Annotated in this window: 23 protein-coding genes; 2 read left to right on the top strand and 21 right to left on the bottom strand. The window is 54.8% G+C overall.

The features are described from left to right. Nucleotides 1-87 precede the first annotated feature (87 nt). The 17 genes from NB640_RS11715 to NB640_RS11635 form a co-directional block, all read right to left on the bottom strand. Nucleotides 88-1,836 carry an SEL1-like repeat protein gene (locus tag NB640_RS11715; RefSeq protein WP_269308875.1) on the bottom strand — a complete coding sequence of 583 codons (1,749 nt, stop codon included), beginning with the start codon at nt 1,834-1,836 and terminating at the stop codon, nt 88-90. A 230-nt stretch (nt 1,837-2,066) separates the two neighbouring features. Next, on the bottom strand, nt 2,067-2,378 hold the full coding sequence (locus NB640_RS11710) for a tetratricopeptide repeat protein (RefSeq protein WP_269308874.1): 312 nt from the start codon (nt 2,376-2,378) through the stop codon (nt 2,067-2,069). After that, complete coding sequence (locus NB640_RS11705) at nt 2,375-2,788, bottom strand: tetratricopeptide repeat protein (RefSeq protein ID WP_269308873.1); 414 nt, start codon at nt 2,786-2,788, stop codon at nt 2,375-2,377. The genes NB640_RS11710 and NB640_RS11705 overlap by 4 nt, the downstream gene beginning before the upstream one ends. Before the next feature lie 145 nt (nt 2,789-2,933). Beyond that, nucleotides 2,934-3,998 carry a tetratricopeptide repeat protein gene (locus NB640_RS11700; protein WP_269308872.1) on the bottom strand — a complete coding sequence of 355 codons (1,065 nt, stop codon included), beginning with the start codon at nt 3,996-3,998 and terminating at the stop codon, nt 2,934-2,936. A 112-nt stretch (nt 3,999-4,110) separates the two neighbouring features. Beyond that, nucleotides 4,111-4,263, bottom strand: coding sequence for a hypothetical protein (locus tag NB640_RS11695; RefSeq protein ID WP_269308871.1), 153 nt, complete (start codon nt 4,261-4,263; stop codon nt 4,111-4,113). A gap of 3 nt (nt 4,264-4,266) precedes the next feature. Then, nucleotides 4,267-5,346 carry a tetratricopeptide repeat protein gene (locus NB640_RS11690; protein ID WP_269308870.1) on the bottom strand — a complete coding sequence of 360 codons (1,080 nt, stop codon included), beginning with the start codon at nt 5,344-5,346 and terminating at the stop codon, nt 4,267-4,269. A 16-nt stretch (nt 5,347-5,362) separates the two neighbouring features. After that, nucleotides 5,363-6,481 (bottom strand): SEL1-like repeat protein, encoded by a 1,119-nt coding sequence (locus NB640_RS11685; protein WP_269308869.1) that lies wholly within the window; start codon nt 6,479-6,481, stop codon nt 5,363-5,365. A gap of 110 nt (nt 6,482-6,591) precedes the next feature. Then, complete coding sequence (locus tag NB640_RS11680; protein ID WP_269308868.1) at nt 6,592-7,761, bottom strand: hypothetical protein; 1,170 nt, start codon at nt 7,759-7,761, stop codon at nt 6,592-6,594. A gap of 280 nt (nt 7,762-8,041) precedes the next feature. Further along, a complete protein-coding gene (locus tag NB640_RS11675) occupies nt 8,042-8,560 on the bottom strand; it encodes a tetratricopeptide repeat protein (protein WP_269308867.1) in 519 nt (172 codons plus the stop codon). Between the two features lie 32 nt (nt 8,561-8,592). Next, nucleotides 8,593-10,062: an IS1182 family transposase gene (locus tag NB640_RS11670; protein WP_269308866.1), complete on the bottom strand. Its 1,470-nt coding sequence runs from the start codon at nt 10,060-10,062 to the stop codon at nt 8,593-8,595. Between the two features lie 163 nt (nt 10,063-10,225). Next, the gene (locus NB640_RS11665; RefSeq protein WP_269308865.1) at nt 10,226-11,614 is read right to left on the bottom strand and encodes a tetratricopeptide repeat protein; all 1,389 of its coding nucleotides are present in this window, start codon (nt 11,612-11,614) and stop codon (nt 10,226-10,228) included. Nucleotides 11,615-11,932: 318 nt separating this feature from the next. Continuing rightward, the gene (locus NB640_RS11660; protein WP_269308864.1) at nt 11,933-13,447 is read right to left on the bottom strand and encodes an MFS transporter; all 1,515 of its coding nucleotides are present in this window, start codon (nt 13,445-13,447) and stop codon (nt 11,933-11,935) included. 185 nt (nt 13,448-13,632) lie between these two features. Next, a complete protein-coding gene (locus tag NB640_RS11655; RefSeq protein ID WP_269308863.1) occupies nt 13,633-14,322 on the bottom strand; it encodes a TetR/AcrR family transcriptional regulator in 690 nt (229 codons plus the stop codon). A gap of 879 nt (nt 14,323-15,201) precedes the next feature. Further along, a complete protein-coding gene (locus NB640_RS11650) occupies nt 15,202-15,771 on the bottom strand; it encodes a hypothetical protein (protein WP_269308862.1) in 570 nt (189 codons plus the stop codon). A gap of 145 nt (nt 15,772-15,916) precedes the next feature. Further along, nucleotides 15,917-16,054, bottom strand: coding sequence for an SEL1-like repeat protein (locus NB640_RS11645; protein ID WP_269308861.1), 138 nt, complete (start codon nt 16,052-16,054; stop codon nt 15,917-15,919). Then, entirely contained in the window at nt 16,044-16,247 is a 204-nt protein-coding gene (locus tag NB640_RS11640) for an SEL1-like repeat protein (RefSeq protein WP_269308860.1), read from the bottom strand. Before NB640_RS11640 ends, NB640_RS11645 begins: the two co-directional genes overlap by 11 nt. Further along, nucleotides 16,216-16,455, bottom strand: coding sequence for a hypothetical protein (locus NB640_RS11635; RefSeq protein WP_269308859.1), 240 nt, complete (start codon nt 16,453-16,455; stop codon nt 16,216-16,218). Before NB640_RS11635 ends, NB640_RS11640 begins: the two co-directional genes overlap by 32 nt. A 120-nt stretch (nt 16,456-16,575) precedes the next feature. Between NB640_RS11635 and NB640_RS11630 the strand changes: the two genes are divergently transcribed. Further along, a complete protein-coding gene (locus tag NB640_RS11630) occupies nt 16,576-17,112 on the top strand; it encodes an epoxyqueuosine reductase QueH (RefSeq protein ID WP_269308858.1) in 537 nt (178 codons plus the stop codon). Between the two features lie 100 nt (nt 17,113-17,212). Continuing rightward, nucleotides 17,213-17,914, top strand: coding sequence for a hypothetical protein (locus NB640_RS11625; RefSeq protein ID WP_269308857.1), 702 nt, complete (start codon nt 17,213-17,215; stop codon nt 17,912-17,914). Here NB640_RS11625 and NB640_RS11620 read toward each other — a convergent pair. The 4 genes from NB640_RS11620 to NB640_RS11605 form a co-directional block, all read right to left on the bottom strand. Beyond that, a complete protein-coding gene (locus tag NB640_RS11620) occupies nt 17,894-18,262 on the bottom strand; it encodes a hypothetical protein (RefSeq protein ID WP_269308856.1) in 369 nt (122 codons plus the stop codon). The genes NB640_RS11625 and NB640_RS11620 overlap by 21 nt on opposite strands. Nucleotides 18,263-18,285: 23 nt before the next feature. After that, nucleotides 18,286-19,311 carry a tetratricopeptide repeat protein gene (locus NB640_RS11615; protein ID WP_269308855.1) on the bottom strand — a complete coding sequence of 342 codons (1,026 nt, stop codon included), beginning with the start codon at nt 19,309-19,311 and terminating at the stop codon, nt 18,286-18,288. Nucleotides 19,312-19,434: 123 nt separating this feature from the next. Then, nucleotides 19,435-20,301, bottom strand: a complete 867-nt coding sequence (locus NB640_RS11610) for an SEL1-like repeat protein (RefSeq protein ID WP_269308854.1) — start codon at nt 20,299-20,301, stop codon at nt 19,435-19,437. 150 nt (nt 20,302-20,451) lie between these two features. Continuing rightward, nucleotides 20,452-21,324 (bottom strand): SEL1-like repeat protein, encoded by an 873-nt coding sequence (locus NB640_RS11605; RefSeq protein WP_269308853.1) that lies wholly within the window; start codon nt 21,322-21,324, stop codon nt 20,452-20,454. Between the last annotated feature and the right edge of the window lie 113 nt (nt 21,325-21,437).

Genomic DNA, 21,437 nt, shown 5'->3' with positions numbered 1-21,437 from the left:
CCTCCTTGCGCCGGCCCCCTCAAAGCGTGAGGTCACCGTAGCATTGTAGCGGTAACGTATTAATAATCAAGCAATTTTTCAGCAGACTCAGCGTTTTTTGCTGCGTGACCGGGCCTGCTTTTTTTGCTGCGCGCTTTTGGTGGTCCGGGGTTTGCTTTTTTTAGGGGAAGAAGCGGCCTTGCTCCCGGACGTGGCTGTCTTGCTACCGGTTTTCTTTACGGCACCGGCAGCATCGGCTGCGGGTTTGCTGTCCTGTGGTGCCGCAGGCGTAAAAACCCGCTTTTCTATCACCTTTTTACCACCATCCTCTTCACTGTCCTCCGTGACATCGCCAGCCGGTACCGGACGTTCCTTTCCATACAGTTCCCGCTGGGCACGGGCATTTTCCGTCGCCGCTGCCCGCGCATACCACATGGCCGCTATGTCATAGCTTTGCTGGACCCCGCGGCCTTCCTCATAGAGCGCCCCCAGACTGTGCTGAGAACGGAAGTCCCCCTGGTCAGCCGCCTTTTTGTACCAGTAAGCCGCCTTCTCATCATCACGCGTCACACCCCTTCCCCAGAGGTACATCACGGCGATGTTGTACTGTGACTTCACATCGCCTCTTTCCGCCGCTTTCTCATACCAGTGCGCTGCCTTCGCATCATCCGCTTTCATGCCGATACCCTGCGCATACCGGAATGCCACGTATGGCTCGACCTCTTTCACCTTGTTTTCAGCCGCCTTGACCAGCCACATCGATGCCTTTTCCGCATCCTGCTCGATGCCCTGTCCCATGTCATACATCAACCCGAGGTTATACTGCGCTCTGGCATACCCCTGTTCGGCCGCTTTCTCATACCAGTAAGCCGCCTGCTGCCCGTTTTTCCTGACACCCCGTCCGCTGGCAAACATCAGGCCCAGCGCATACTGTGCATCCGGCAGGTTCTGCCTTGCCGCTTTCCGGTACCAGGAGACAGCCCTTGCCTCATCCTTTTCCACACCAGCCCCGCGGGCATACAGCGCACCCAATCCATACTGCGCCCTGGCATCCTCCTGCAACGCCGCCTTGTGGTACCAGTACTCCGCCTCCTCAAAATTTTTGTCAACCCCGCGCCCTGTCGCATACAGGATACCCAGATTCCGCTGGGCAATCGCATCTCCCTGAAGCGCTGCCTTTTTGTACCAGTCAAAAGCCGCCTGAAAGTCCTTTTCCACCCCGCGCCCGGCAGCATACATCGCACCCAGATAACGCTGCCCCTGCGCATCCCCTGCCGCAGCCGCCTTTTGATACCAGGCGACCGACTCCTCATCATTTTTCCCGACACCCCGCCCGGCCGCATAGGCTGCCCCCAGGGCAATCTGGGCTTCCACATGGCCATTCTCAGCCGCCTTTTTATACCAGGCGGCGCTTTCTGCCCCATCCCTTAACACCCCGTGGCCAGTGGCATACATCCGGCCGAGCGCATACTGCGCTTCGGCAAAACCGTTATCCGCAGACTCCCGCATCCAGAAAAGCGCTTTCTCATCATCCTGGGAAACACCGACACCATCAAAACACATCGCACCCAGGAGATACTGCGCCCCGGCATGTTCCTTCTGAGCCGCCTGTTCCAGCCAGACCGCGCTTTCAGAGCGGTTCGTATCCACCCCTTCACCCAGGGCATACATCCGGCCAAGCGCATACGCCGAACGCGCATCCCCTTTTTCCGCGCCTTTTTTAAAAGCCTCTACCGCCTTGGCATACTGCTTCTTCTGGACAAAACGCTTCCCGTCAGAAAAAGCATCCGCCCATACCGGGGCACTCCCCAGCCCGAAGAGGCAAATCAGAAAACCGGTCAGAAAATAACGCATCATGAGTAATCAGGTGCCGGATAAAGGTGAGAAAACCCGCCGACAAAAACATGTCAGGCTGACATCATGCCACAAATTTTTACCGGGGCATATTCACCGCGTCAATAAGAAATCCCGGACGAATCAGGCAGCAGGCTCCCCTGGCGAAGCAACAAAACGCGCTTTCCAGACGAAAAAACAGCGCCTGACATAAAACCAGGCGCTGCCTTTTTTCGATACCCTTTTTTAGTGCATCACTTGTCTGACTTCGACTGGATTTCCGCCATTTTTTTCTGGGCTGGCGTGCTGTCACGCGAAGCGGCCTTCTGATACCACTCGATCGCCTTTTCCCTGTTCTTCTCAACGCCCCGGCCTTCCTCATACATCACACCCAGGCTGTACATCGAAAACGTCTCGCCCTTATTGGCCGATTTGGTATAAAGCGCAAACGCTTTCTGGGCGTCCTCCTTTACCCCCAGGCCATTCTCATACAGATAAGCCAGGATCAGCTGCGCTCTCGGATCGCCATTATCGGCACCTTTTTGCGCCCAGTTTGCCGCCTTCACATAATCGCGCTCACCTCACGGCCCCTGGCGTACATATCGGCCAGAGCCGTCTGGGCAAATGAATTATTCTGTGCAGCGGCTTTTTCATACCATGCCACCGCCTGCTTGCCGTCCCTCCTGACACCAAGACCCTGCTCATACATGATCCCCAAACGGGCCTGCGCCTTGTCATCACCACTTTGGGCTTTTTGCCTGAGCGTGGCGATCACTTCCGCATTGTCACCCCGCTGCATGCGCACGCGTTTTGGTGTATCAGCCTCTCCCTTATCGCCGACATCCTGTGCCGTTACCATACCCGTTGCCGCAAAACAGCCCACCGCCAAAAGTGCTGCCAGCAATCCCTTTTTCCCCATGCCTTTCTTCATCATACCCATCCCCTTCTCGTCAAAAAAATTGATTAACGGAAACATCAGCCTTTATCATGCCACAAGAAAGTACCTCAAAAGAAGAGCCCGCTGAAAAAAACACCCTCTATTACAGGCATCGCGCATGGAAAAGAAATAAAAAAAACGCACAGATTTTTCTGTGCGTTTCCGGTAAATCCTGCATTGACTCCTATTTTGTCTCTTCCAGCTCAATCAGACGGTTTCTGGCAGCATCACTCCCCTGCGAAGCCGCCTTCTTGTACCATTCCAGCGCCTCTTTTTTGTCCGCCTTCACACCACGGCCCTCTTCATACAGGGCGCCAATGCGGTACATTGAAAAATCATCCCCTTTCTCTGCTGCCTTCTGGTACCACGCCATCGCTTCCTTATAATCGGCTTTCACCCCTTTTCCACGCTCATAAAGCGAGCCGACAAAACCCTGTGCAAAAAGATTGCCCTGCTCAGCCGCCTTGAGCATCCATTCATACGCCTGCCCGTAATTCAGCCTTACCCCCAGGCCACGCGCATACATAAAGCCGACACGGCTTTGCGCGTGCGCATTGCCATTTTCCGCTGCCTGCATATAAAGCATCATCGCCTGCGTGTAATCCTGCGTGACCCCGATACCCTTCATATAAAGATACGCCTGCCCGTTTATCCCGCGCATATCCCCCTTGTCAGCCACCTCCTTGTACAGCTGCATCGCCTTGGAAAAATCCTTTGCCGCGCCCTTGCCGGAAATATGCATGCCCGCAAGCTTCAAAATCGCATCCGTATTACCCTGGTCGGCCGCCTTCTGGTACCAAAAAGCCGCCTGCACCTGATCCGCCTTTACCCCCTTGCCGGTGGCATACATGATCCCCAGGTAAAACTGCGCTTTCGCGCTGCCTTCATCGGCCGCCTTCATGAAATACTCATGCGCCTTGGCATAATCCTGGTCAACCCCCTCGCCTTTTGCATACTCAAGGCCGGTTTTCACCAGCGAACGGGTGCTATAGGAATCCTTGCCGGAAATTTCATCAGACGCCGCATAGCCCTCGTCTTCATAACTAAAAGCACTGTCGGCCTGGCGAGCCCGTTTCGACTCTTCCTCCTGCGCCAAAGCCTCACCGGAAAGCGACAGCATGAGCGCCAGGAAAAGGCCAAACGCCATCTGGGAGGTCAGGTTAGTTTTATTTTGTCCCATCATTGCATCCTCTATCTGCTTCCCCTTGCCGGACTGGCAAGGCATCACCCGGTAGGCCAAACAGCGCAAGGGGAAACCCTATCTTGCCATAACCGGCAGGCATATCGGCAGAATCAGGCACAAAAAGCGGAAAAATACGTAACAGGTGTGTATAAAAAGCGACACTTTTCCAGCAGGGAAGTCATTGTGTCGCAAAAAGCGAGCGCGCCCCTTTCATCCCGCACTTCTGGTACCTGTCATACGCTTTTGCCACCCGCTCCCGGATAGCCTCGCGTGACGCGCCCTCAGCCCAACTGCCGGCCAGCGCATGCAGCACAACCCATCGCCGCAGCATCCGTTATTTCCCCTTCCCTCTTTTCATCCTGTCCAGCCGCTCCTGTGCTTCTGCATTGCCCTGTGCCGCCAGTTTTCTGTACAGTGCGGCGGCTTGGGCCGGGTTTTTCTCTACACCCACTCCCTCCTCGTAGAGGACGGCAAGCATGAATTCCCCTTGAGGCAACCCCATTTCAATCGCTTTTTTTGTCCAGCGGAAGGCTTCGGCACCATTTTTTGCTACGCCGTCTCCGTTGTAGTAAATGGCGGCAATGTTGTACGCCGCCTTGCTGTGTCCCTGCCCGGCGGCAAGGATGAACCATTGGATGGCTGCCGGTTTGTCCTGGGCAATGCCCAGTCCCCGGCTATACATCACCCCGATCATGTACTGTGCTTCGGTAAAATCCTGCCCGGCAGCCTTCTGAAACCACGCCATGGCTTCACCGTAATCCTGCTTCACGCCTTCACCGTCGTAATACATCATCGCCAGGTTGTATTGTGCCTTCGGGTAATCCTGCCCAGCGGCTTTCATTGTCCATTTGAGCGCCTCAGCCAGATCCTGCTTCACGCCATCCGCATCAGCGTATAAAACGCCTACATGGGTCTGAGCCCCAATACTGCCTGCTTGGGCGGCCTTGAGATACCACTTGAAGGCCTCGGCATGGTCTTCCGTGACACCTAGTCCCCTGTAATAGAGACCGCCCAGATTAAATATGGCTGATGCGTTCCCCTGCCCAGCCGCTTTCTGGTACCAGTGATAGGCTGCCTGGTAATCCTGTTTGACGCCCCGTCCGTTTTCGTATTGCAAGCCGAGATTATACTGGGCGGTAGGGTGCCCCTGCTCTGCGGCTTTCCGGTTCCAGAAGGCTGCCAGCCTATGGTCCTGTTTGCAGCCTTGGCCATCAGAATAGAAGTTGCCCAGCATGCCCTGCGCTTCGGCATCCCCTTGCCCGGCTGCTTTTTCCATGTAGATACAGGCATTTTTATAGTCGCGCTCCTTGTAGTACGCCACAGCTTTTTCCTTGTCTCCGGCGAAAAGGGAAGGGGAAACGAGGAGCCCGATTAGCAACAGGAAAAAAAGGGGTATTTTGAAAAAATTTTTCATAGAAAATAGCCCAGATTTATTTCAGATTCGGCGCATCCAAGCGTTTTTTCGCTTCAGCATTACCCTGCATAGCAGCCTTCTGGTACCACATCACAGCCTGAGCCTGATCTTTCTTTACCCCGACGCCGTCCTCATAGAAGATACCGAGCACAAACTCCCCTTCCGGCAGCCCCATCTCCGCCGCTCTTTTCATCCACCGGAATGCCTCTGCTTCGTTTTTGGAAATGCCTTTGCCGTTGTAATAAACCGTCGCAATATTGTACGCCGCCTTATCGTGCCCTTGCGCGGCAGCAAGAGCAAACCATTTGACGGCCTCATGTTTATCCTGCTTTACCCCCAACCCCCTGTTGTATATTACCCCCAGCATATATTGTGCTTCATCCAGTTTCTGCTCTGCCGCTTTTTCAAACCATGCCTTTGCCGTCGCATAATTTTGCTCAACCCCTTCACCACCGTAATACATCATGGCAAGGTTATATTGCGCTTTCGGCTCATTCTGCTCTGCGGCTTTCGTTGTCCATTTCAACGCCTGAGGTAAGTTTTTTGTAACGCCCTCGCCATTACGGTACATTTGTCCTAATTGAGTCATTGCGCTGGTTTTTCCTGCTTCAGCGGCCTTGAGATACCACCTCACCGCCTCGGCATCATTTTTTGTGACTCCATATCCATGATAATAAAGGCCGCCCATATTGAATAATGCACTCTCGCTCCCCTGCGCAGCGGCCTTCAGATACCAATAACGGGCCTGTCCATAGTCTATTTCGACCCCCGTCCCATTCATATACTGCAATCCCAGATTGTATTGGGCGGTAATATCTCCCTGCTCGGCCGCTTTCTTGAACCAAAAAGCTGCTTTTCCAGAATCCTGCCCACACCCCTCTCCTCTGGAAAACAACTGGCCCAAAGCACCTTGTGCTTCTGCATCACCCTGCCGGGCAGCCTTTTCCATGTAAACAAACGCTTTTTTCAACTCACCCCGATGGTAATAATCCACCGCCTTCTCCTTGTCTCCAGCAAAAAGAAAAGGAGAAAAAAGCAAAAGAAAAACACAAAGCATCCAATGGCGTTTCACGCGGGCACATTGAGTTTTTGACACATCAAGCGCATGCAAAAGGTGGGAGAAAACAGGCGTCATATTATTTTCCTCGATACAGGGTTGCGCCCCATGATGCCATACTTTCCTATCACGTTAAAACAGCAAAACCGAGAACCTTCCCTCAGGCCCCCGGTTTTCGTTTTACCCCGCTAAAAATGATCCATATCCCATTCACTGCTTTGTATCAGTTCCTCCAGCATCCGCTTTATCATCTCCTGTGAAGCAGGTCGTCCCTGGTCCAGTACTGTCTTTTGCATGATGTTTGTCACAGCCCAATCGGTATTTGCCCCTGTCGCCTTTTCCACGTAATGGCCGGGCAATCCGGCTGCTGCATCGGCAATCCCTGAGAGCAGCCCCTCTTGAAACGCTTCAGACTTCATTTCTTCCCGGTGTCTTTTCTCTCCCGAAAGCCGTTGTGCCGTTTCCTGATCAGCCAGCGTCTGGTTGTACACGCGCTGCCCCTTCTTTCCCGCGTTGTACAGCGTACTCGCAACACCAAGCCCAGGCGCATAATAATCCCTTATCGCGCCAGGAGCGGCCCTCGCCAGTTTACCAGTTTGACTTACGGCACGGCCCAACGTGGTCGGTTTGCCATTTTGTGTCAGGAGTGGAGAGTTATTTTCCATCTGTTCAATTGCATATTCAAGCCCTTTTGTTTTTTCCCCGAAATCAGCCAACGCTTTCCCTGGTTCCGTCTCCCCATACAACGCATTAAACGTTTGTGCCCCCATCTCCACAAATGGTGTGGCAGTCTCTGCCACGCCATGAAAAAAACCACCTACCACTGGCGCCATCACCTGGACATGTGGCAGTCTTGCCGACGCCTTCAGATGCGCAACCGCTTTCTCCGAATCTTCTCCATATAGCATCCTGCGATTCATATCCTGCGCATGCGGGTCTGTCTGCACATTATGGAAGGTATTATTTGCCCCCCACGTATCCCCGGTGTGCAGGCTGTTGCCCACGCGCCTGCCATAGCCCTCACCGGCACCACCGCCTGCCTGGTTCTGCGCCAGCATCACCAGCGGCTTATAGCTGGCCCTCTGCAACCCTTTTACCGCCTCATGCGGATCGTATGAGGGCTTATGGCCCTGGTTAATCTCGTCAAGCCCCTCGGATAATATCGTCATTAAAGGTCGCCCTGAATGCGACTTTGCACTCCCGCTCACCGCCTGCTGCCAGGGTTTCTCCTGCAGCGTATACCCTTCGTTGATTTTATCGATATGACTTTCCAGTATCTGTTTCAGGGGACGCGGCTGTCCGTTGCTGTTGCCCTCACTCCCCAACAGGTTTTTCCTGTCTGCTTCAAATAAACTCATATTTCCTCCTGTGTCGCTGCCCTGGCAGGCATGGCCATGCCGCCAGCGCGGATTTTTTTACGTAAAAAAAATGCACCGGTTTCCCGGTGCATTCCTTCCGTTATACCCCGCTTTTCCAGCTGTCAAGTCTCCCTGTTACGATCTTTGTCCGCCACCCCTGAAAGCCAGCTGGCATGCCCCTTCCCGACAAAAGGCCACCCGCCGGATTTCGCCCATCCACAAAAAAAGCCGCTGCAACCTGACGCCGCAGCGGCTTTCCCTTCCCTTGCTGGACAGATAGCTATCCCCCCGTTTTTTTCCTCAGTTCACGCAGCCGGTTTCTCGCATCCTTGTTACCGTTTTCCTCAGACACCGCATACCAGTGCGCCGCCTTTTCCGCATCAGGCGCCATGAAGCCCGCGCCAGTCTCATAGATCAGGCCCAGCCGGTACTGCGCAAACGCATCCCCCTTGTCTGATGCCATCCGAAGCCATTTCCGGGCCTCACCGTAATTTTTCTCCACGCCCTTGCCATACAGGGTCAGGTACCCCATCAGGCTTTGCGAATAGGCATCGCCCGCATCCGCGCCTTTTTTCGCCCACTCGTATGCCTTCCCGTCGTCGTGTGCGACAAACATGCCGCGCACAGACAGATTCGCCAGCCGGCCATTCGATTTTGCATAGCCCCTGCCCTGCCCAGACCGGCAGGCATACCGCATCTTACCATGCAGCCACCGCCATTTTTCCTCCACCAGCCACAATCCCGGCCGCCACAAAAAAACCTGCTCAATAGCAGGTTTCAGACTGCTGACAAACCCCATTTTTTTCGAAGTGGGGTTTTTTCATTGGCGCATTATCGGGAGATCAAAACAAAATTAAAATAGCTATCACATTTTCCATTAAGCCCCCTTGGCCGAAATATCCCAATGACAAGGCCGAATCTTCCCGGGAAATGGCGCAAAAAAGCAAGGCTTGCTGCCTCAAGCAGGCGTGCCATCTTCTTCATGTTCTGACACGCTGCCGCTAAAAGCGCCTGCCCCTTCACTTTCGATAAACCACGGTAACGCGCATAACGGTGACCGTGCAACTCTTTCGCATCCGCAAAACTGCGCTCTACCGTTTCCTGTCGCCGACGGTAAATCGCCTTGCCCTTTGCCGTCAGGCGATTGTCATGAACCTGTTCCTTGAAGCCCTGCCAAATATGCCGGGTGATCAGTTTTATCTGGTTGCGGCTCTGGGTACACTGCATAAGAAAGGCGCAGTCCGTACATTGCCCTTGTTGAGAGGCATATTCCCGGTACCCTGAACGGTTGGTCGTACGGTAAGGTAAAAGCTTTCCATTGGGACAGAGATAACAGTCTCCTTGAGGGTCATAGCTGTACTGCCGCTTGTAAAAGTAGCCCGCCTTGTGATTCGGACGACGGTAACCGATAACGCCGTATATGCCTCGCTCTATGAGTCCCTTGGCTATGTGTGGTGTGTCATAACCTGCATCCAAGCCTACGGCCTGTATCTCAAATCCAAAACGTGACTGCATCCTGTCAAGACGCTTCAGGTAAGGAACACTGTCATGGACATTTCCCGGCGTCACATGGGTGTCTGTGATCAGGGCGTACTTGCCGTCAACGGTGCGGTGGTCCAGGTAGTAAAAACCTTTGGGCTTGCCATCACGAACAAGGTAGCCAGCATCAGGGTCTGCCGGGCTGACTTTGATTTCTTTTTGTGAGGGCGGTTCGTCGTCTCTGTCTGAAAGGGGATTTTTGCCATGGGAATAACGGTCGGCTTCTATGGCGCTGTTGAGTTCTGCAAGGTAGGCAACGGGCTTTTGCTCAACAAGGTGACGTTCGTGACGGTTCTTGTTGGCCGAGGCTTTGAGGTGTGTGCTGTCACTGTAAAAAACGCGACCGCCTATTAATCCATGACGGATGCACTGCTCAACAATCTCGTCAAAAATGACTTGTTCTATGTCTGTGCCAGCAAAGCGACGACGGCGGTTCTGGGAAAGGGTGCTGGCGTCTGGAACACGGTCTGTCAGGCGTAAGCCTAAAAACCAGCGGTAGGCTACGTTAACCTGAATCTCACGCTCTATCTGGCGCTCTGATCTTATCCCGAATAGGTACCCAATGAAGAGCATCTTGAATAAAACTACGGGATCAAGGGCGGGCCTGCCATTGTCCGCACTGTAAAGATGGGCGGTGTGCTCTCTGATAAAGTCAAAATGGATGTGGCGGTCTATCAGTCTTAATAGATGGTCTTTGGGAACCAGTTCTTCAAGGGTGACCATCTCCAATTCGTGTTGCTGCGGTGTCGGTGTCTTTAGCATCAGAGCCTGCCTTTTATGCGGATATCTATAAGCAATTCCATTAAAGCAAAATCCCAGGCTTAACGCCAGGGACTTTGCAATACTTTGTCAGCAGTCTGAAACCTGCTCAATAGCAGGTTTTTCCCTATTTCCATGAAAGACGCGTCTGTGGCATTAACACGCCCTAATACCGCCCATACCGCATCTCACCCCAGTCCCTGATCACGCTGCCGATCACATCCCCGTTCCTGAGGACAAATTCCAGCCAGGCGGGAATCGGGCCGTCACCTTCCCCCTCGCTTTTCGCCACCGCCTCCAAAATAGGGTTTACCACCGCTTCCCCGTTCGCCAGAAAGGCAAAATACCAGTAATCCGCTTTCTCTATATCCTGCGGCACCCCCAGCCCGTTGGCATACATCCAGGCAATATTGTGCTGCCCCAAAGGAAACCCCTGCCGGGCAGCAGCCAGATACCACTTTGCCGCCAGCCCCATATCCGCAGGCACCCCCATCCCCTGCTCATACATCCGCCCCAGATTCACCTGGGCTGCCGGATTCCCCTGCTCTGCCGACTTCGTATACCAGAAGCGTGCCCGCATGTAACTGGCGCGATCCCCCGAAAGATTCTGGAAATAAAGCCCCTGGTTGAACTGGGCCGCGTCACTTCCCGCGTCAGCCGCTTTCCTCATCCATTTCAGGGCTTCTTCCTCGTCTTTGGCAACCCCCTCTCCAGTCATATACATCATCGACAGCACATGCATCGCGGGTGCATATCCCTGCGCTACCGATTGATTGACCCATTTCACCGCCTTGTCCTTATCCGGCTCAATCCCGTCACCATCCAGGAGCATATTGGCCATTTGCAGCTGGGCAGCCGGATTACCGCCCTCAGCCGCCGCCAAAACCGCAGCGAAGGAAGACTTGTCATAATCCGCAGAAAACGCCGGATTGCCCACCCCCAATGCAGCAAGCCGCTCCCTGGCAGCAGCCAGCCCCTGCCTTGCCGCATCCTGGTACAGCGCGATGGCAATCTCACGATCCGGCTCAACCCCATCACCGCGCTCATACAGCATGCCCAGAAAATACTGCGCGCCCGCGTGGCCCTGTTCAGCGGCCTTTGCCATCGGCACCGTCGCCTTGCCCGTATTCCTGTCATGCTTAAGATAAAACGCGCCCAGACTGAACAGAGCTTCCACATCCCCCTGATCTGCTGCTTTCCGGTACCAGAAAACCGCCTTTTCCAGATCCTGCGGTACCTCATACATCCCCTGCTCGTAAATCAGTCCCAGGTTGAACTGGGCAACAGCATAACCGTTATCCGCCGACTTTTTCAGCCAGTAAAACCCTTTTTTATAATCCATGCTGACCCCGTCACCTTCCGCGTACCGCAATGCCAGCTCAAGCTGCGCAGCCACCTCCCCCTTTTCCGCACGGGATTTCACGGCCGAAAACGTGTCGCCCCCCGACGCATGCGCCAGGCTCCCAAAAACCATGTACAGCACAAAGAAAAACAGGGGGAAAAAAACCTTGCCGGAAAAAAGGACTTCCCCCTGTGGTAAACCACCCGCCCGCATAGCGTAACCTCCTGAAAACAAGGCAAACCCAAGCATTCATCTTGCCATGTCATTCAATCCAGATGTGGGTAATTTCACCGCTGCAGCAAAACCATTTGCGGCTTTTCCGAAAAACGCATAAACACTGGCCCGCAACAAAACATCGCCTAAAAAACAGGCAAATTATGGCGCACCCCCTGCCAGGCATTCCCTGCTGCCCCGCTGCAAAAACAGCCAAAAAAGGTCCATTTTCAAACAAACACCCCCCTTTCAGCTGAAAACGCCCAAAAAAAACAGGGCGTTGTGCCCTGTTTTTTCATAAAAGGTCTATTAGCCAGATCAGTGCACCCGTTCACGCATATCAAAGCTGCTGGAAGCATCGCCGTGTCCCGACAACCGAAAAGCCAGCGCTGTAGCCAGTACAATCACAAAAGCCGTTGACAGTACCACCGCATACGCCTTTTCAAACGCCGCGCTTGCCAACCTGAAAAGTTCAGCGGCTGCCTGCGGGCCAAGCCCTTCCGCGACCAGAAGCGCCTCATCCAGGCTGTCACGCACCACAGCGGGCAGATTGGCGCTTTCCGGCACCACAAAAGACACCGTATACATAATCGAAAGCAGGCTGCCCATCAGCGCAATGCCAATAGCACCACCCAGTTCGTACGATACCTCCTCTACTGACGCCGCCATACCCGAACGCTCCGCCGGTGCATTACTCATGATCGCATTGGACGCTGCCGTCATGCCAGCGCCCGTCCCCATACCAAGAAACACCAGACTGATCCCCTGATAAACCCGACTGGCATCCTTGAAAAGAAGAAGCCCCAGCAAACCGGCACAGGCTGCCATCAGCGCCATCCAGACAACCCGCTCCATGCCGAAGCGGGCAACCAGCCAGCCCGACAGCGGCCCCGTGACAAACGCCGCCAGCGGAAGCGGAATCAACAGCAGCGCGGCTTTTAACGGCGACAACTGCAACACCAGTTGCAGGCGTTGCGAAAACACCAGCTCGACGCCCACCATGGCAACCGACATCACCAGCGCCACAATCACGCCCATCGAAAACGGCCGGTTCCTGAAAAGAGAAAAATCAATCAGCGGCACCCTGCTCCTTGTCTGCCGCCTCACAAAAACCACCATCCCGATCACACCGGTAATCGCCGCAGCCAGCGCAATCACCCACGAGGAATCACGGCGGGCAATCTCCTTTACCGCATAAGCCAGGCCAACCAGCCCCACCATCACCTGCACCGAACCAACCAGGTCCCACGTGCGCCCTTTTTGCTTTTTACCTTCCGGAAGCAGCAGCACCCCCGTTACCAGCGCGGCAATCACCACCGGCACATTAATCAGGAAAACAGACCCCCACCAGAAATACTCCAGCAGGACACCCCCCACCACCGGCCCGAAAGCCGCGCCGCCGGACGCCACCGCACCCCAGATACCAAAAGCCATGGCCCGCTCTTTTTCATCCGTAAACGTCACCCGGATAATAGACAGTGTCGCGGGCATCATCATCGCAGCACCTACCGCCAGGAGAACCCGGGCAGCAATCAGCGATTCCGGCACCGGCGAAAACGCCGCAAAAAGCGACGCCACACCAAAAACCATCAAGCCGCCAACAAACATCCGCTTGTGACCCAGATGATCCCCAAGCGTGCCAAGCCCCGGCAAAAGCCCCGCCACCACCAGCGGATAAGCATTCATGATCCACAGCTTCTGCGACGCAGAAGCTTTCAAATCATGCGTCAGACTCGGCAGCGCCGTATACAGCACCGTCATATCCATGACAACCAGCATCAAGGCACTGGAAACAATCCCCAGCACCACCCATCTTCCATATCTTTGCATCATTGCACCTGTATATGCTTCGTTTCGGGCCCAACCGCGAGCCTTTTGTAACCACCCTCAAGGCGTATTTTTCAAATCCGGCGTCGAAACACCTGCCGGTTTGACCTGTTGGCAGCCCGCTTTTGCGTGCCGCCCTGTTTGAAATCCGGCGTCCCGAAGGACGCTTTCAGATTGACAGGCAAAATTACCTAAGTTTTCGACTTTGGCTTGCCTTTTTTGTTCTGTCTCTTTGCCTCACCGGCAAACACCGCCCTGCCGTCGCCATTCTCCTGCCGGTAGGCCGAAGCGCGTGTCATCTCAACCAGCCGTGACACCATCCTTTCCCGGAAAGCCGGCGCAAACACCATCCCTTCCGTGAGGTCCGCCAGCCACAGGCCGTCTGCCGCATACTGCACGATCCACAGTTCCGGCGAATCCGCCATCTCGCCGTACAGCGCCATCTGATCCTTTATCCATTCCTGCCATCGGCTTCGCAGCCCCATATCCGTCGTCATCGCCAGCGAAAGCACCCCAAAAAGCCGGTTTTCCTCACTCGCGCCTACATCGACATGCGTCACCGTCATCAGGTAGGCGCGGGTAAAACGCCCGAAAGCATCCGTATCTTCCTTCGCAAAAACCGCAATCCGCTTTTCCAGCCAGGCCAGGATGCGGTCAAACATCGCATCCAGGAGCGCGCGCTTTCCCTTGAAATGATGCAAAAGCCCGCCTTTACTCACACCAGCTCCCTGCGCCACCGCATCCAGTGTCACACTTGCCACGCCTTTATCAATCGCGATCTTCCCGGCCACATCCAGCAGCCGCGAGCGCAAAGCCGCAGGATCATTCCTGCGCGTTCTGCCCGGTGCGGGTTCCTTTTTTATGACAGTTTCAACTTGCATGACTCATATCATACCGTCTGGACGGTTTTTTGTCAAGCGAGAGGGGAAGCCGTGCTTACGCGACGGCAGGTGCGTTTTGTTTTATCATCCTATGCGAGTGGGCGTGTCTACGCCTTTTGATTGGGGTAATACCCTTCGCTTGTTGTATTCACTACGCTCAGATTAGACCTCGATAGAACATCATAAGGTGGCTGGTTGTGACCCGCAGCAACGATCTTTTTGTCCTCGCTTCGCTCGTTCTTACCCCACTGGCCCGGCAGCAAAAAGTAACCAAAAAGTGCCGTGCGGACTTCTCGTCCACCACACAGCGGGGATTCCCGATTCGGCGCTTCACCTTAGTGCCGGCATCCGGAACTCGTTCGCTTCGCTCTCTCAAACAGCCGCCTGCGAACCTCCAGCCATTCATCACCTCATCGGCTTCGCCGTAATGCATTTGCCTGCTAACCGCGTCAGTGGCATTTGCAGGGTATCTTCTCATGCTATAGCTAATGCACAGGATATATTCTCTTTCTCTGCCCGGATACGTAGCGTGTGCCAAACGCAGTGCGGCGCACGAGGTACGCACGGCAAGGGTGGGTTCTCTTTTTTTGCCAGCTTGTGTTCGTGCGCTTCGCCAAAGGCTCAGCACACGCTACTATTCCTCGCTATGTCGCTTTTTCAATGGCAGCGAAGCTGCCCCATCCCGTCTGCGAAGCAGGGGCATATCACCCCGCAAGGAGCCTTTTTTGGTTTCTTTTTCTGATTAGCTAAAAAGTGTCCTGCCGCCGGTCAGTCACCCACCTTATGAAGATAAATAGAGGACTAGTCTGATCGTAGACTCAAACACCAGCGAAGGATAAAAAAAACGTGCCCGCCGTCGCGTAACAACGGCCCAATAGATCAAGCTACCGTTGCAGCAGCAGCAACAGCACCCACCCCCTCTTCCTCATCATACCGGGCAATCTGCCGGTTATACCACCCCATCCATCGCTGTTGCAGCGTAAAGCTGGTGCCATGCCGGCTTTCATGATCCATCACCGACATGAAAAGGAAAAAGAGCCGCGAAACCAGTGCGCCATCCAGGCCCGAAACAATAAGCGGCTCCAGGTTGGCCCGTCCCGAAATTACGATGCGGTAGGCACGTTCAAAGCGCCCCAGGCTCTCCGGATCATTGGCAGCAACGCGTGAAATCCGGGCATCCAGATGGACAAGCATGGTATCGAAAAGCGCATTGAGCAGCATGTCAGGCGAGCGGTAAAACGACGCCAGTTCATGAGGACTTGCCAGCCCGTTTGCCGCCAGCCTGTCAAAGGAAAGGCGCAGGAGAAGATCCGCAAACCCGATATCGGCAAAAGCTTCCCGGGTGACCAGATTTGCCGCAGCGCCCAGTATGGCATCCCGCTGGCGTCTGGTACGGTTCCCCGAAAGCGGTTCATCAAGATAATTCAGAGAGGAGTTGTTGTTTTTCATGCAACAGAAGATACGCTTTCGATGTCTTTTTGTCAACATTTTTGTTGTAAAAAAATATACATTTTTTGATAACAAATGGTAACTGATTGTAAAAAAAACAAGAGGCAACAAACCTCCTGTTTTTCTTTTTCACAAAAAGCGGCGCTCAGTCTGCCCTGGGCATTCCTGTTTTCCGGATAGCCCTTTCCTCTCCCTTCGCTGCCGCACGCTGGTACCACAGCTGCGCCTTTTCCCTGTCAGTCGCAATACCGCCGCGCCCTTCCTCATATATTTTACCCATCATGTACTGCGCCTTTGGATACCCCATCTGCGCAGCCTGCGTAATCAGCGCCACGCCCTGTTCCATCCTTGTACATGATAGCCAGCTTCTTGTAGGCCCGCACGTCGCCATTATCCGCCGATTTTTTATACCAGTAAGCCGCACGCGGCAGGCTCTTGGGCAACTCAACCCCGACCTGGTAACTCGCCGCCAGCATCACCTGCTTTTGAGGATCCCCCTCCATCGCCTCTTTCTGCAGCCCGGCAATCCACTTCTCCCCCCTGCCCGAAGCCCGGCTCGATCATCGACGAATCCGGTGCGTCCACCTGCGCACACCCGTGTATGAATGCGACAACCCCCATCACCATCATGGCGGTGGCAAAAAGCCGCGCCATCCGTGCCGTGCGTCCTGCGTTTTGACGCATTGAAGCCGTTTCCTGCATATTTTTCTCCAGAGATAAAAAGACCCTGCTGCACCGGATTGGCACAAAAACCCAAAATGGTGTAACTTGGCCCTGTTGTATCACAACCCCGATCAGACCAGAATGCTTTTGCTCCATACCTGCTGCGCCCCCTGCTCCGCTGCCATCATTGAATGGCTCGTGGCACAGGGCGAGCATCCCACCCTCTTCTACTTCAACCCCAACATCTTCCCGCAGGAAGAATACGACATCCGCAAAAACGAATGCACCCGCTACGCCCAAAAGCTGGGGTTGACCATCGTGGATGGCGACTACGACCACCCGGCATGGCTGACCCATATCGCCGGCCTTGAAGACCAGCCGGAGCGCGGCTCCCGCTGCCAGGCCTGCTTCAACATGCGGATGCTTGCCACCGCACGCCGGGCAAAAGAAGCGGGCTTTTCCCGCTTTGCCACCACGCTGGCTTCCTCCCGCTGGAAAAGCCTTGAGCAGATCGCCACCGCCGGGCACCGGGCCGCAGAGGAAACCGGCGGCGTCACCTTCTGGGAAAAAAACTGGCGAAAAGACGGCCTTTCCGAGCGCCGCCGCATCCTCCTTGCCGAAAACGCCTTTTACAACCAGACCTACTGCGGCTGTGAATTCAGCATCCGCAAACCCTGAAACCACACCGATTGCATCAAAAAGCTTCCACATATTTTGGCAACATCGGCCATATCATCGCTTACAATGAAGGCTGCGTTCGTCATCGGGGAAAGCATCCATGAAAAAAATACTTGCCATGCTGGCAGTCATTACCCTTGCTACCGGCTGCACCATCTACAAGAGCGTTTCACATTACACGCCCGACCCGGAGAATGTGGAAACCGTGCGCACCACCGTCGAAATCCCTGTCAACATCGGCGAATTTGCCGACGCCAGCTTCAGGAAAGAGCTGACCTGCGGCAGCCTGGCTATCGTCGAAGCGCCACAGGACGGCTGGACCTATGCCGACGCCATCCGCTACGCCCTCATTGACGAACTCACCCAGGCTGAGCGCTATGACCCCGCCTCACCTGTCACCATCACGGCCCTTTTGAACCGCATTGACTTCGACACCGAAAAAGGCATGTGGATCATCCGCATGACGCTCACCTCCTCCAACGGCAGGACCATGACGATTGAGGAAACCCTGCGATACAGCAGCCTGGGCACCGGTGAAATCGCCTGCATGCAGGCCGCATCCAACTACCTGCCTGTACTCACCGCATTCATGAAGCAACTGCTGGCCTCACCTGAATTTGCCGAGCTGGCAAAAAACACGCCGCCCCCGGCCGTCACGCCGGATGAAAGTGATCCCGGCCAGATCCTTGATAACGAAGAACAGGCGGCAGCCGAAGCCAGGGCACGTGAGATCGGCAAAGAGCGTATCCGGCTGAAAGACAGCCTGGACTCCACCCGCAAATCAGACCCCGGCAGCCTGTAAGCCGCCCGAAAGAAAAGGAGGCTTGAAGCCTCCTTTTTTCATGAAAAAAAACCCGTTTTCCGGCTTTTTCCTCACCACGCAGGAATACCCGCAATGCGGGCAATTCTCGACCATCTCCGGACGAAGGGATGATCGCCCCAGCAGGCGGGAAAGCGCCTGCCGGCAAACCGTACAGCGCCACAACGAATTGACGATCCGGTTATTCACCCAGAAAGCCAGCCCGATCAGAACAATGGGCAGCGCAATATGCCAGCTTCCGCCAAGCCGGGCTTTTGCCAATGGCACCAGCACGCAAATCAGCACGAAAAAAACCAGCAGGAAAACAATGATAACAAGCGCTATCCTCATCGCCCTGCCTTACGCGTTGCGGCTCATTTTTGCGGCATAAAGCGGACACCATCCATCGACGCCGGACGCGGCTCAGGCCAGGCTGCCCAGGCCGCTTTGGCCCGCTCGCGCCACAGGGCCGCTTTTTCCGGATCTTCAGCCTGCTTGAGCTGCCCTTTTTCATACACCTCGGCCAGGCGCTCCATCGCCAGCGGATAGCCCCGGCTGGCGCTGTGCTCATACCAGCTGAAAGCTTCCCTGTCCGTGGAATATTCCATCCAGCCGATCTCGTTGGCCTTGCCGATGTTGTACTGGGCTTCCGCATTGCCATTGCCTGCCGCCAGCTTGTCCAGTTCCAGCGCCCGTTTCGTATCCGGCAGCGCGGTTATCATCCCGCTCATGTACATGAAAGCCAGGTAATGCTGGGAACAGGCATTGTTCTGCTGCACCCCTTCCTCAAACAGCGCACGGGCTTTCAGCGGGTCAGCAGGCACCCCCCGCCCGCGAAGCGTCAGATAACCCAGCTGGCACTGCGCCTCGGCAAAATTCTGGTCTGCCGCCTTTTTATACCATTGCGCTGCGGTCGCCTCATTTCTGGCAACACCATGCCCCAGACGGTACAAATCACCAATCGCCTTTTGCGCACTGGCATAGCCCTGATCCGCGGCCTTCTGGTACCACTGCATCGCCACGGCATAATCGGCCCGGGTGCCCTGCCCGTATTCATACATGGCGCCAACCGTAATCACCGAGGCCATGTGCCCCTGCGCTGCCGCCTTTTTGTACAGGTACAGCGCCTTGGCATAATCCTGCTTCACCCCCTGCCCCTTGTAATACATCGTCGCCATGCTGTTGATGGCGACCGGGCTTTGCGGCGCGGCTTCACGTACCGGCTCGGCGGCTTTTTCCGGCTCCTGCCTCTCTGTTTTCTTCGCAGCGGCAGCCTTCGCAGGCTTGCCCTTTGCTGTCGAGGCAGGAGCAGCGCCAGCCGTTCCCAGAGCAGCAACCCCCATCACCAGCAGGGCAACAAACGGTATTCTTTTCATCTGCTTCACTCTCTTTGCTTCCATTTATCGGACATTTTCCTCACAATCATAGCGCCTTTCCCGTCCCTTTTACACCCAGCAGAAAAATCAGGCCGCATCAACAGGTGTGCATTACCCCCGGCAAGGGCGCCGACTGGATCGGTAGTCTCAGCCGCCTCTGAGTTTCAGCAGCTCCTTTTTCGATTCCTCATGCCCCTGCACCGCGGCTTTTTCAAACCACCGCACGGCTTCGGCATCGTCTTTCGGCAAGACCTCCCCGCTTAGGTAGCCCATGCCCATCATGTATTGGGATTCTTCCAAACCTAATTCGGCCGCCTTGCGAAAATTGCGTTCGGCTTGGGTCAAATCCTTTTCAACACCAAGACCATGGACATAAAGATTCGCCATATTGTGGTAGGCTGGCGCATTATCTTGAGCCGCCGACTGTCGGTACCACTTTAAGGCTTCAAGATAATCTTGCCTGACACCTTGACCATTGTCGTAACAAAGGCCCAAATTGTTCTGTGCGGCAGCGTTTCCCTGCTCAGCAGCTTTACGATACCATTTGAAGGCTTCTGTTAGATTGTGCCTGAAAACCAAACCATCACTATAAGCGTTGCCAAGTTTAACCTGCGAGTTGGCATGCCCCTTTTCTGCCGCCTTGCGGTACCATTTCACCGCTTCTTTGCGGTCGGCTTTGACGCCCCACCCTTCTTCATACATTATTCCCAGGTTGTACTGTGCCATGACCCAACCCTGCTCAGCCGCGCGGCGGTACCATTTGGCGGCTTCGGCCTTGTCCTGTTTGACGCCCTGCCCCTCAAAATACATGTAGCCGACCTGGGCCTGTGCCCTGGCATTGCCTGCCTTTGCCGCTTTACTAAAGCGTTGAAAGACTTTTTGATAGTCTCCTTCCTGATAGGAGGGAACGCCATCTTCAAAGGAACCACTCCATGCCTGGCTTGCTACGAACAGGCTGAGAATAAAAAATAGGCCCGGTATGATTTTCTGTCGTTGGCCTGGGCTGGTTTTCATAGAGGACATTCAACGGATGGTTCAAGTAAGTAGGGAAATTCCCAATCTGTCGCCCAGGTTTCAAGGGCTGTTTCGGGAAGCAGGCAGACGATCCTGTTTTCTTTTCAGCGCTTTCTCCGGGTAACAGGGAATTCGCCGGGATACTCAGTCTCAGCCGCCTCTGAGTTTCAGCAGCTCCTTTTTCGATTCCTCATGCCCCTGTGCCGCCGCTTTTTCAAACCACCGCACGGCTTCGGCATTGTCTTTCGGCAAGACCTCCCCGCTTAGGTAGCCCATGCCCATCATGTATTGGGATTCGGCCCAACCTAATTCGGCTGCCTTGCGAAAGTTGCGTTCGGCCTCGACCAAGTCTACCTTGACACCCAAACCCAGGACGTAGAGGTAACCTATATTGTGATAAGCGAGGGCGTAATCCTGTGCCGCTGACTGACGATACCATTTCAGCGCTTCAGCATAGTCCCGCTTGACGCCTTTTCCATTACTGTAAGCAAACCCCAGGTTGCTCTGGGCTGTGGCATTTCCCTGTATTGCTGCCTTGCGATACCACTTCACGGCCTGGGCATGATCCTGCCGTAAACCCAAACCATGGGCGCAGGCCCAGCCCAGTTTGGTCTGGGCCTTGGCATGCCCTTTTTCGGCCGCCTTGCGGTACCATTTCACCGCTTCTTTGGGGTCTGCTTTGACGCCCCACCCTTCTTCATACTGCATTCCCAGGTTGTACTGGGCCATGACCCAGCCCTGCTCAGCCGCGCGGCGGTACCACCTGGCGGCTTCGGCCTTGTCCTGTTTGACGCCCTGTCCCTCAAAATACATGTAGCCGACCTGGGCCTGTGCCCTGACATTGCCTTCTCTAGCGGCATCATGAAATAATCGGAAAGCTTTGGGATAATCTCCTTCCTGATAAGGGGAAAGGCCATCTTCAAAGGATGCAGCCCATGACTGGCCTGTAATTGCCATGCTGAAGAAAAACAGCAGGAAAAAGAGTTGGCGGCTTTTCTGGCGTAGGGGAATGTGGAATGTCATGGGTGTCTTATCGCAAATCATGGCTGTGGAATAATTCTGCCATAAAATCATTTATCCAGGATGAAAAAAGCCCGGCTGTGATTGCCGGACTTCTTGATTTTCAGCATGACGCC

It is taken from the genome of Oxalobacter vibrioformis (assembly GCF_027118995.1).
Taxonomy (GTDB): Bacteria; Pseudomonadota; Gammaproteobacteria; order Burkholderiales; family Burkholderiaceae_D; genus Oxalobacter; species Oxalobacter vibrioformis.
Note: the sequence above shows the minus strand (reverse complement) of the source record. Positions and strands in the feature narration are given on the sequence as shown.

Excerpts from the sequence above, each read along its gene's own strand:
- NB640_RS11715 (WP_269308875.1), bottom strand. The coding sequence starts at position 1,836 with ATGATGCGTTATTTTCTGACCGGTTTTCTGATTTGCCTCTTCGGGCTG.
- NB640_RS11705 (WP_269308873.1), bottom strand. The coding sequence starts at position 2,788 with ATGTTTCCGTTAATCAATTTTTTTGACGAGAAGGGGATGGGTATGATG.
- NB640_RS11695 (WP_269308871.1), bottom strand. The coding sequence starts at position 4,263 with ATGCTGCGGCGATGGGTTGTGCTGCATGCGCTGGCCGGCAGTTGGGCT.
- NB640_RS11690 (WP_269308870.1), bottom strand. The coding sequence starts at position 5,346 with ATGAAAAATTTTTTCAAAATACCCCTTTTTTTCCTGTTGCTAATCGGG.
- NB640_RS11685 (WP_269308869.1), bottom strand. The coding sequence starts at position 6,481 with ATGACGCCTGTTTTCTCCCACCTTTTGCATGCGCTTGATGTGTCAAAA.
- NB640_RS11680 (WP_269308868.1), bottom strand. The coding sequence starts at position 7,761 with ATGAGTTTATTTGAAGCAGACAGGAAAAACCTGTTGGGGAGTGAGGGC.
- NB640_RS11675 (WP_269308867.1), bottom strand. The coding sequence starts at position 8,560 with ATGGGGTTTGTCAGCAGTCTGAAACCTGCTATTGAGCAGGTTTTTTTG.
- NB640_RS11670 (WP_269308866.1), bottom strand. The coding sequence starts at position 10,062 with ATGCTAAAGACACCGACACCGCAGCAACACGAATTGGAGATGGTCACC.
- NB640_RS11665 (WP_269308865.1), bottom strand. The coding sequence starts at position 11,614 with ATGCGGGCGGGTGGTTTACCACAGGGGGAAGTCCTTTTTTCCGGCAAG.
- NB640_RS11660 (WP_269308864.1), bottom strand. The coding sequence starts at position 13,447 with ATGATGCAAAGATATGGAAGATGGGTGGTGCTGGGGATTGTTTCCAGT.
- NB640_RS11655 (WP_269308863.1), bottom strand. The coding sequence starts at position 14,322 with ATGCAAGTTGAAACTGTCATAAAAAAGGAACCCGCACCGGGCAGAACG.
- NB640_RS11650 (WP_269308862.1), bottom strand. The coding sequence starts at position 15,771 with ATGAAAAACAACAACTCCTCTCTGAATTATCTTGATGAACCGCTTTCG.
- NB640_RS11645 (WP_269308861.1), bottom strand. The coding sequence starts at position 16,054 with ATGATGGGTAAAATATATGAGGAAGGGCGCGGCGGTATTGCGACTGAC.
- NB640_RS11640 (WP_269308860.1), bottom strand. The coding sequence starts at position 16,247 with ATGCTGGCGGCGAGTTACCAGGTCGGGGTTGAGTTGCCCAAGAGCCTG.
- NB640_RS11635 (WP_269308859.1), bottom strand. The coding sequence starts at position 16,455 with ATGCGTCAAAACGCAGGACGCACGGCACGGATGGCGCGGCTTTTTGCC.
- NB640_RS11630 (WP_269308858.1), top strand. The coding sequence starts at position 16,576 with ATGCTTTTGCTCCATACCTGCTGCGCCCCCTGCTCCGCTGCCATCATT.
- NB640_RS11625 (WP_269308857.1), top strand. The coding sequence starts at position 17,213 with ATGAAAAAAATACTTGCCATGCTGGCAGTCATTACCCTTGCTACCGGC.
- NB640_RS11620 (WP_269308856.1), bottom strand. The coding sequence starts at position 18,262 with ATGAGGATAGCGCTTGTTATCATTGTTTTCCTGCTGGTTTTTTTCGTG.
- NB640_RS11615 (WP_269308855.1), bottom strand. The coding sequence starts at position 19,311 with ATGGAAGCAAAGAGAGTGAAGCAGATGAAAAGAATACCGTTTGTTGCC.
- NB640_RS11610 (WP_269308854.1), bottom strand. The coding sequence starts at position 20,301 with ATGAAAACCAGCCCAGGCCAACGACAGAAAATCATACCGGGCCTATTT.
- NB640_RS11605 (WP_269308853.1), bottom strand. The coding sequence starts at position 21,324 with ATGACATTCCACATTCCCCTACGCCAGAAAAGCCGCCAACTCTTTTTC.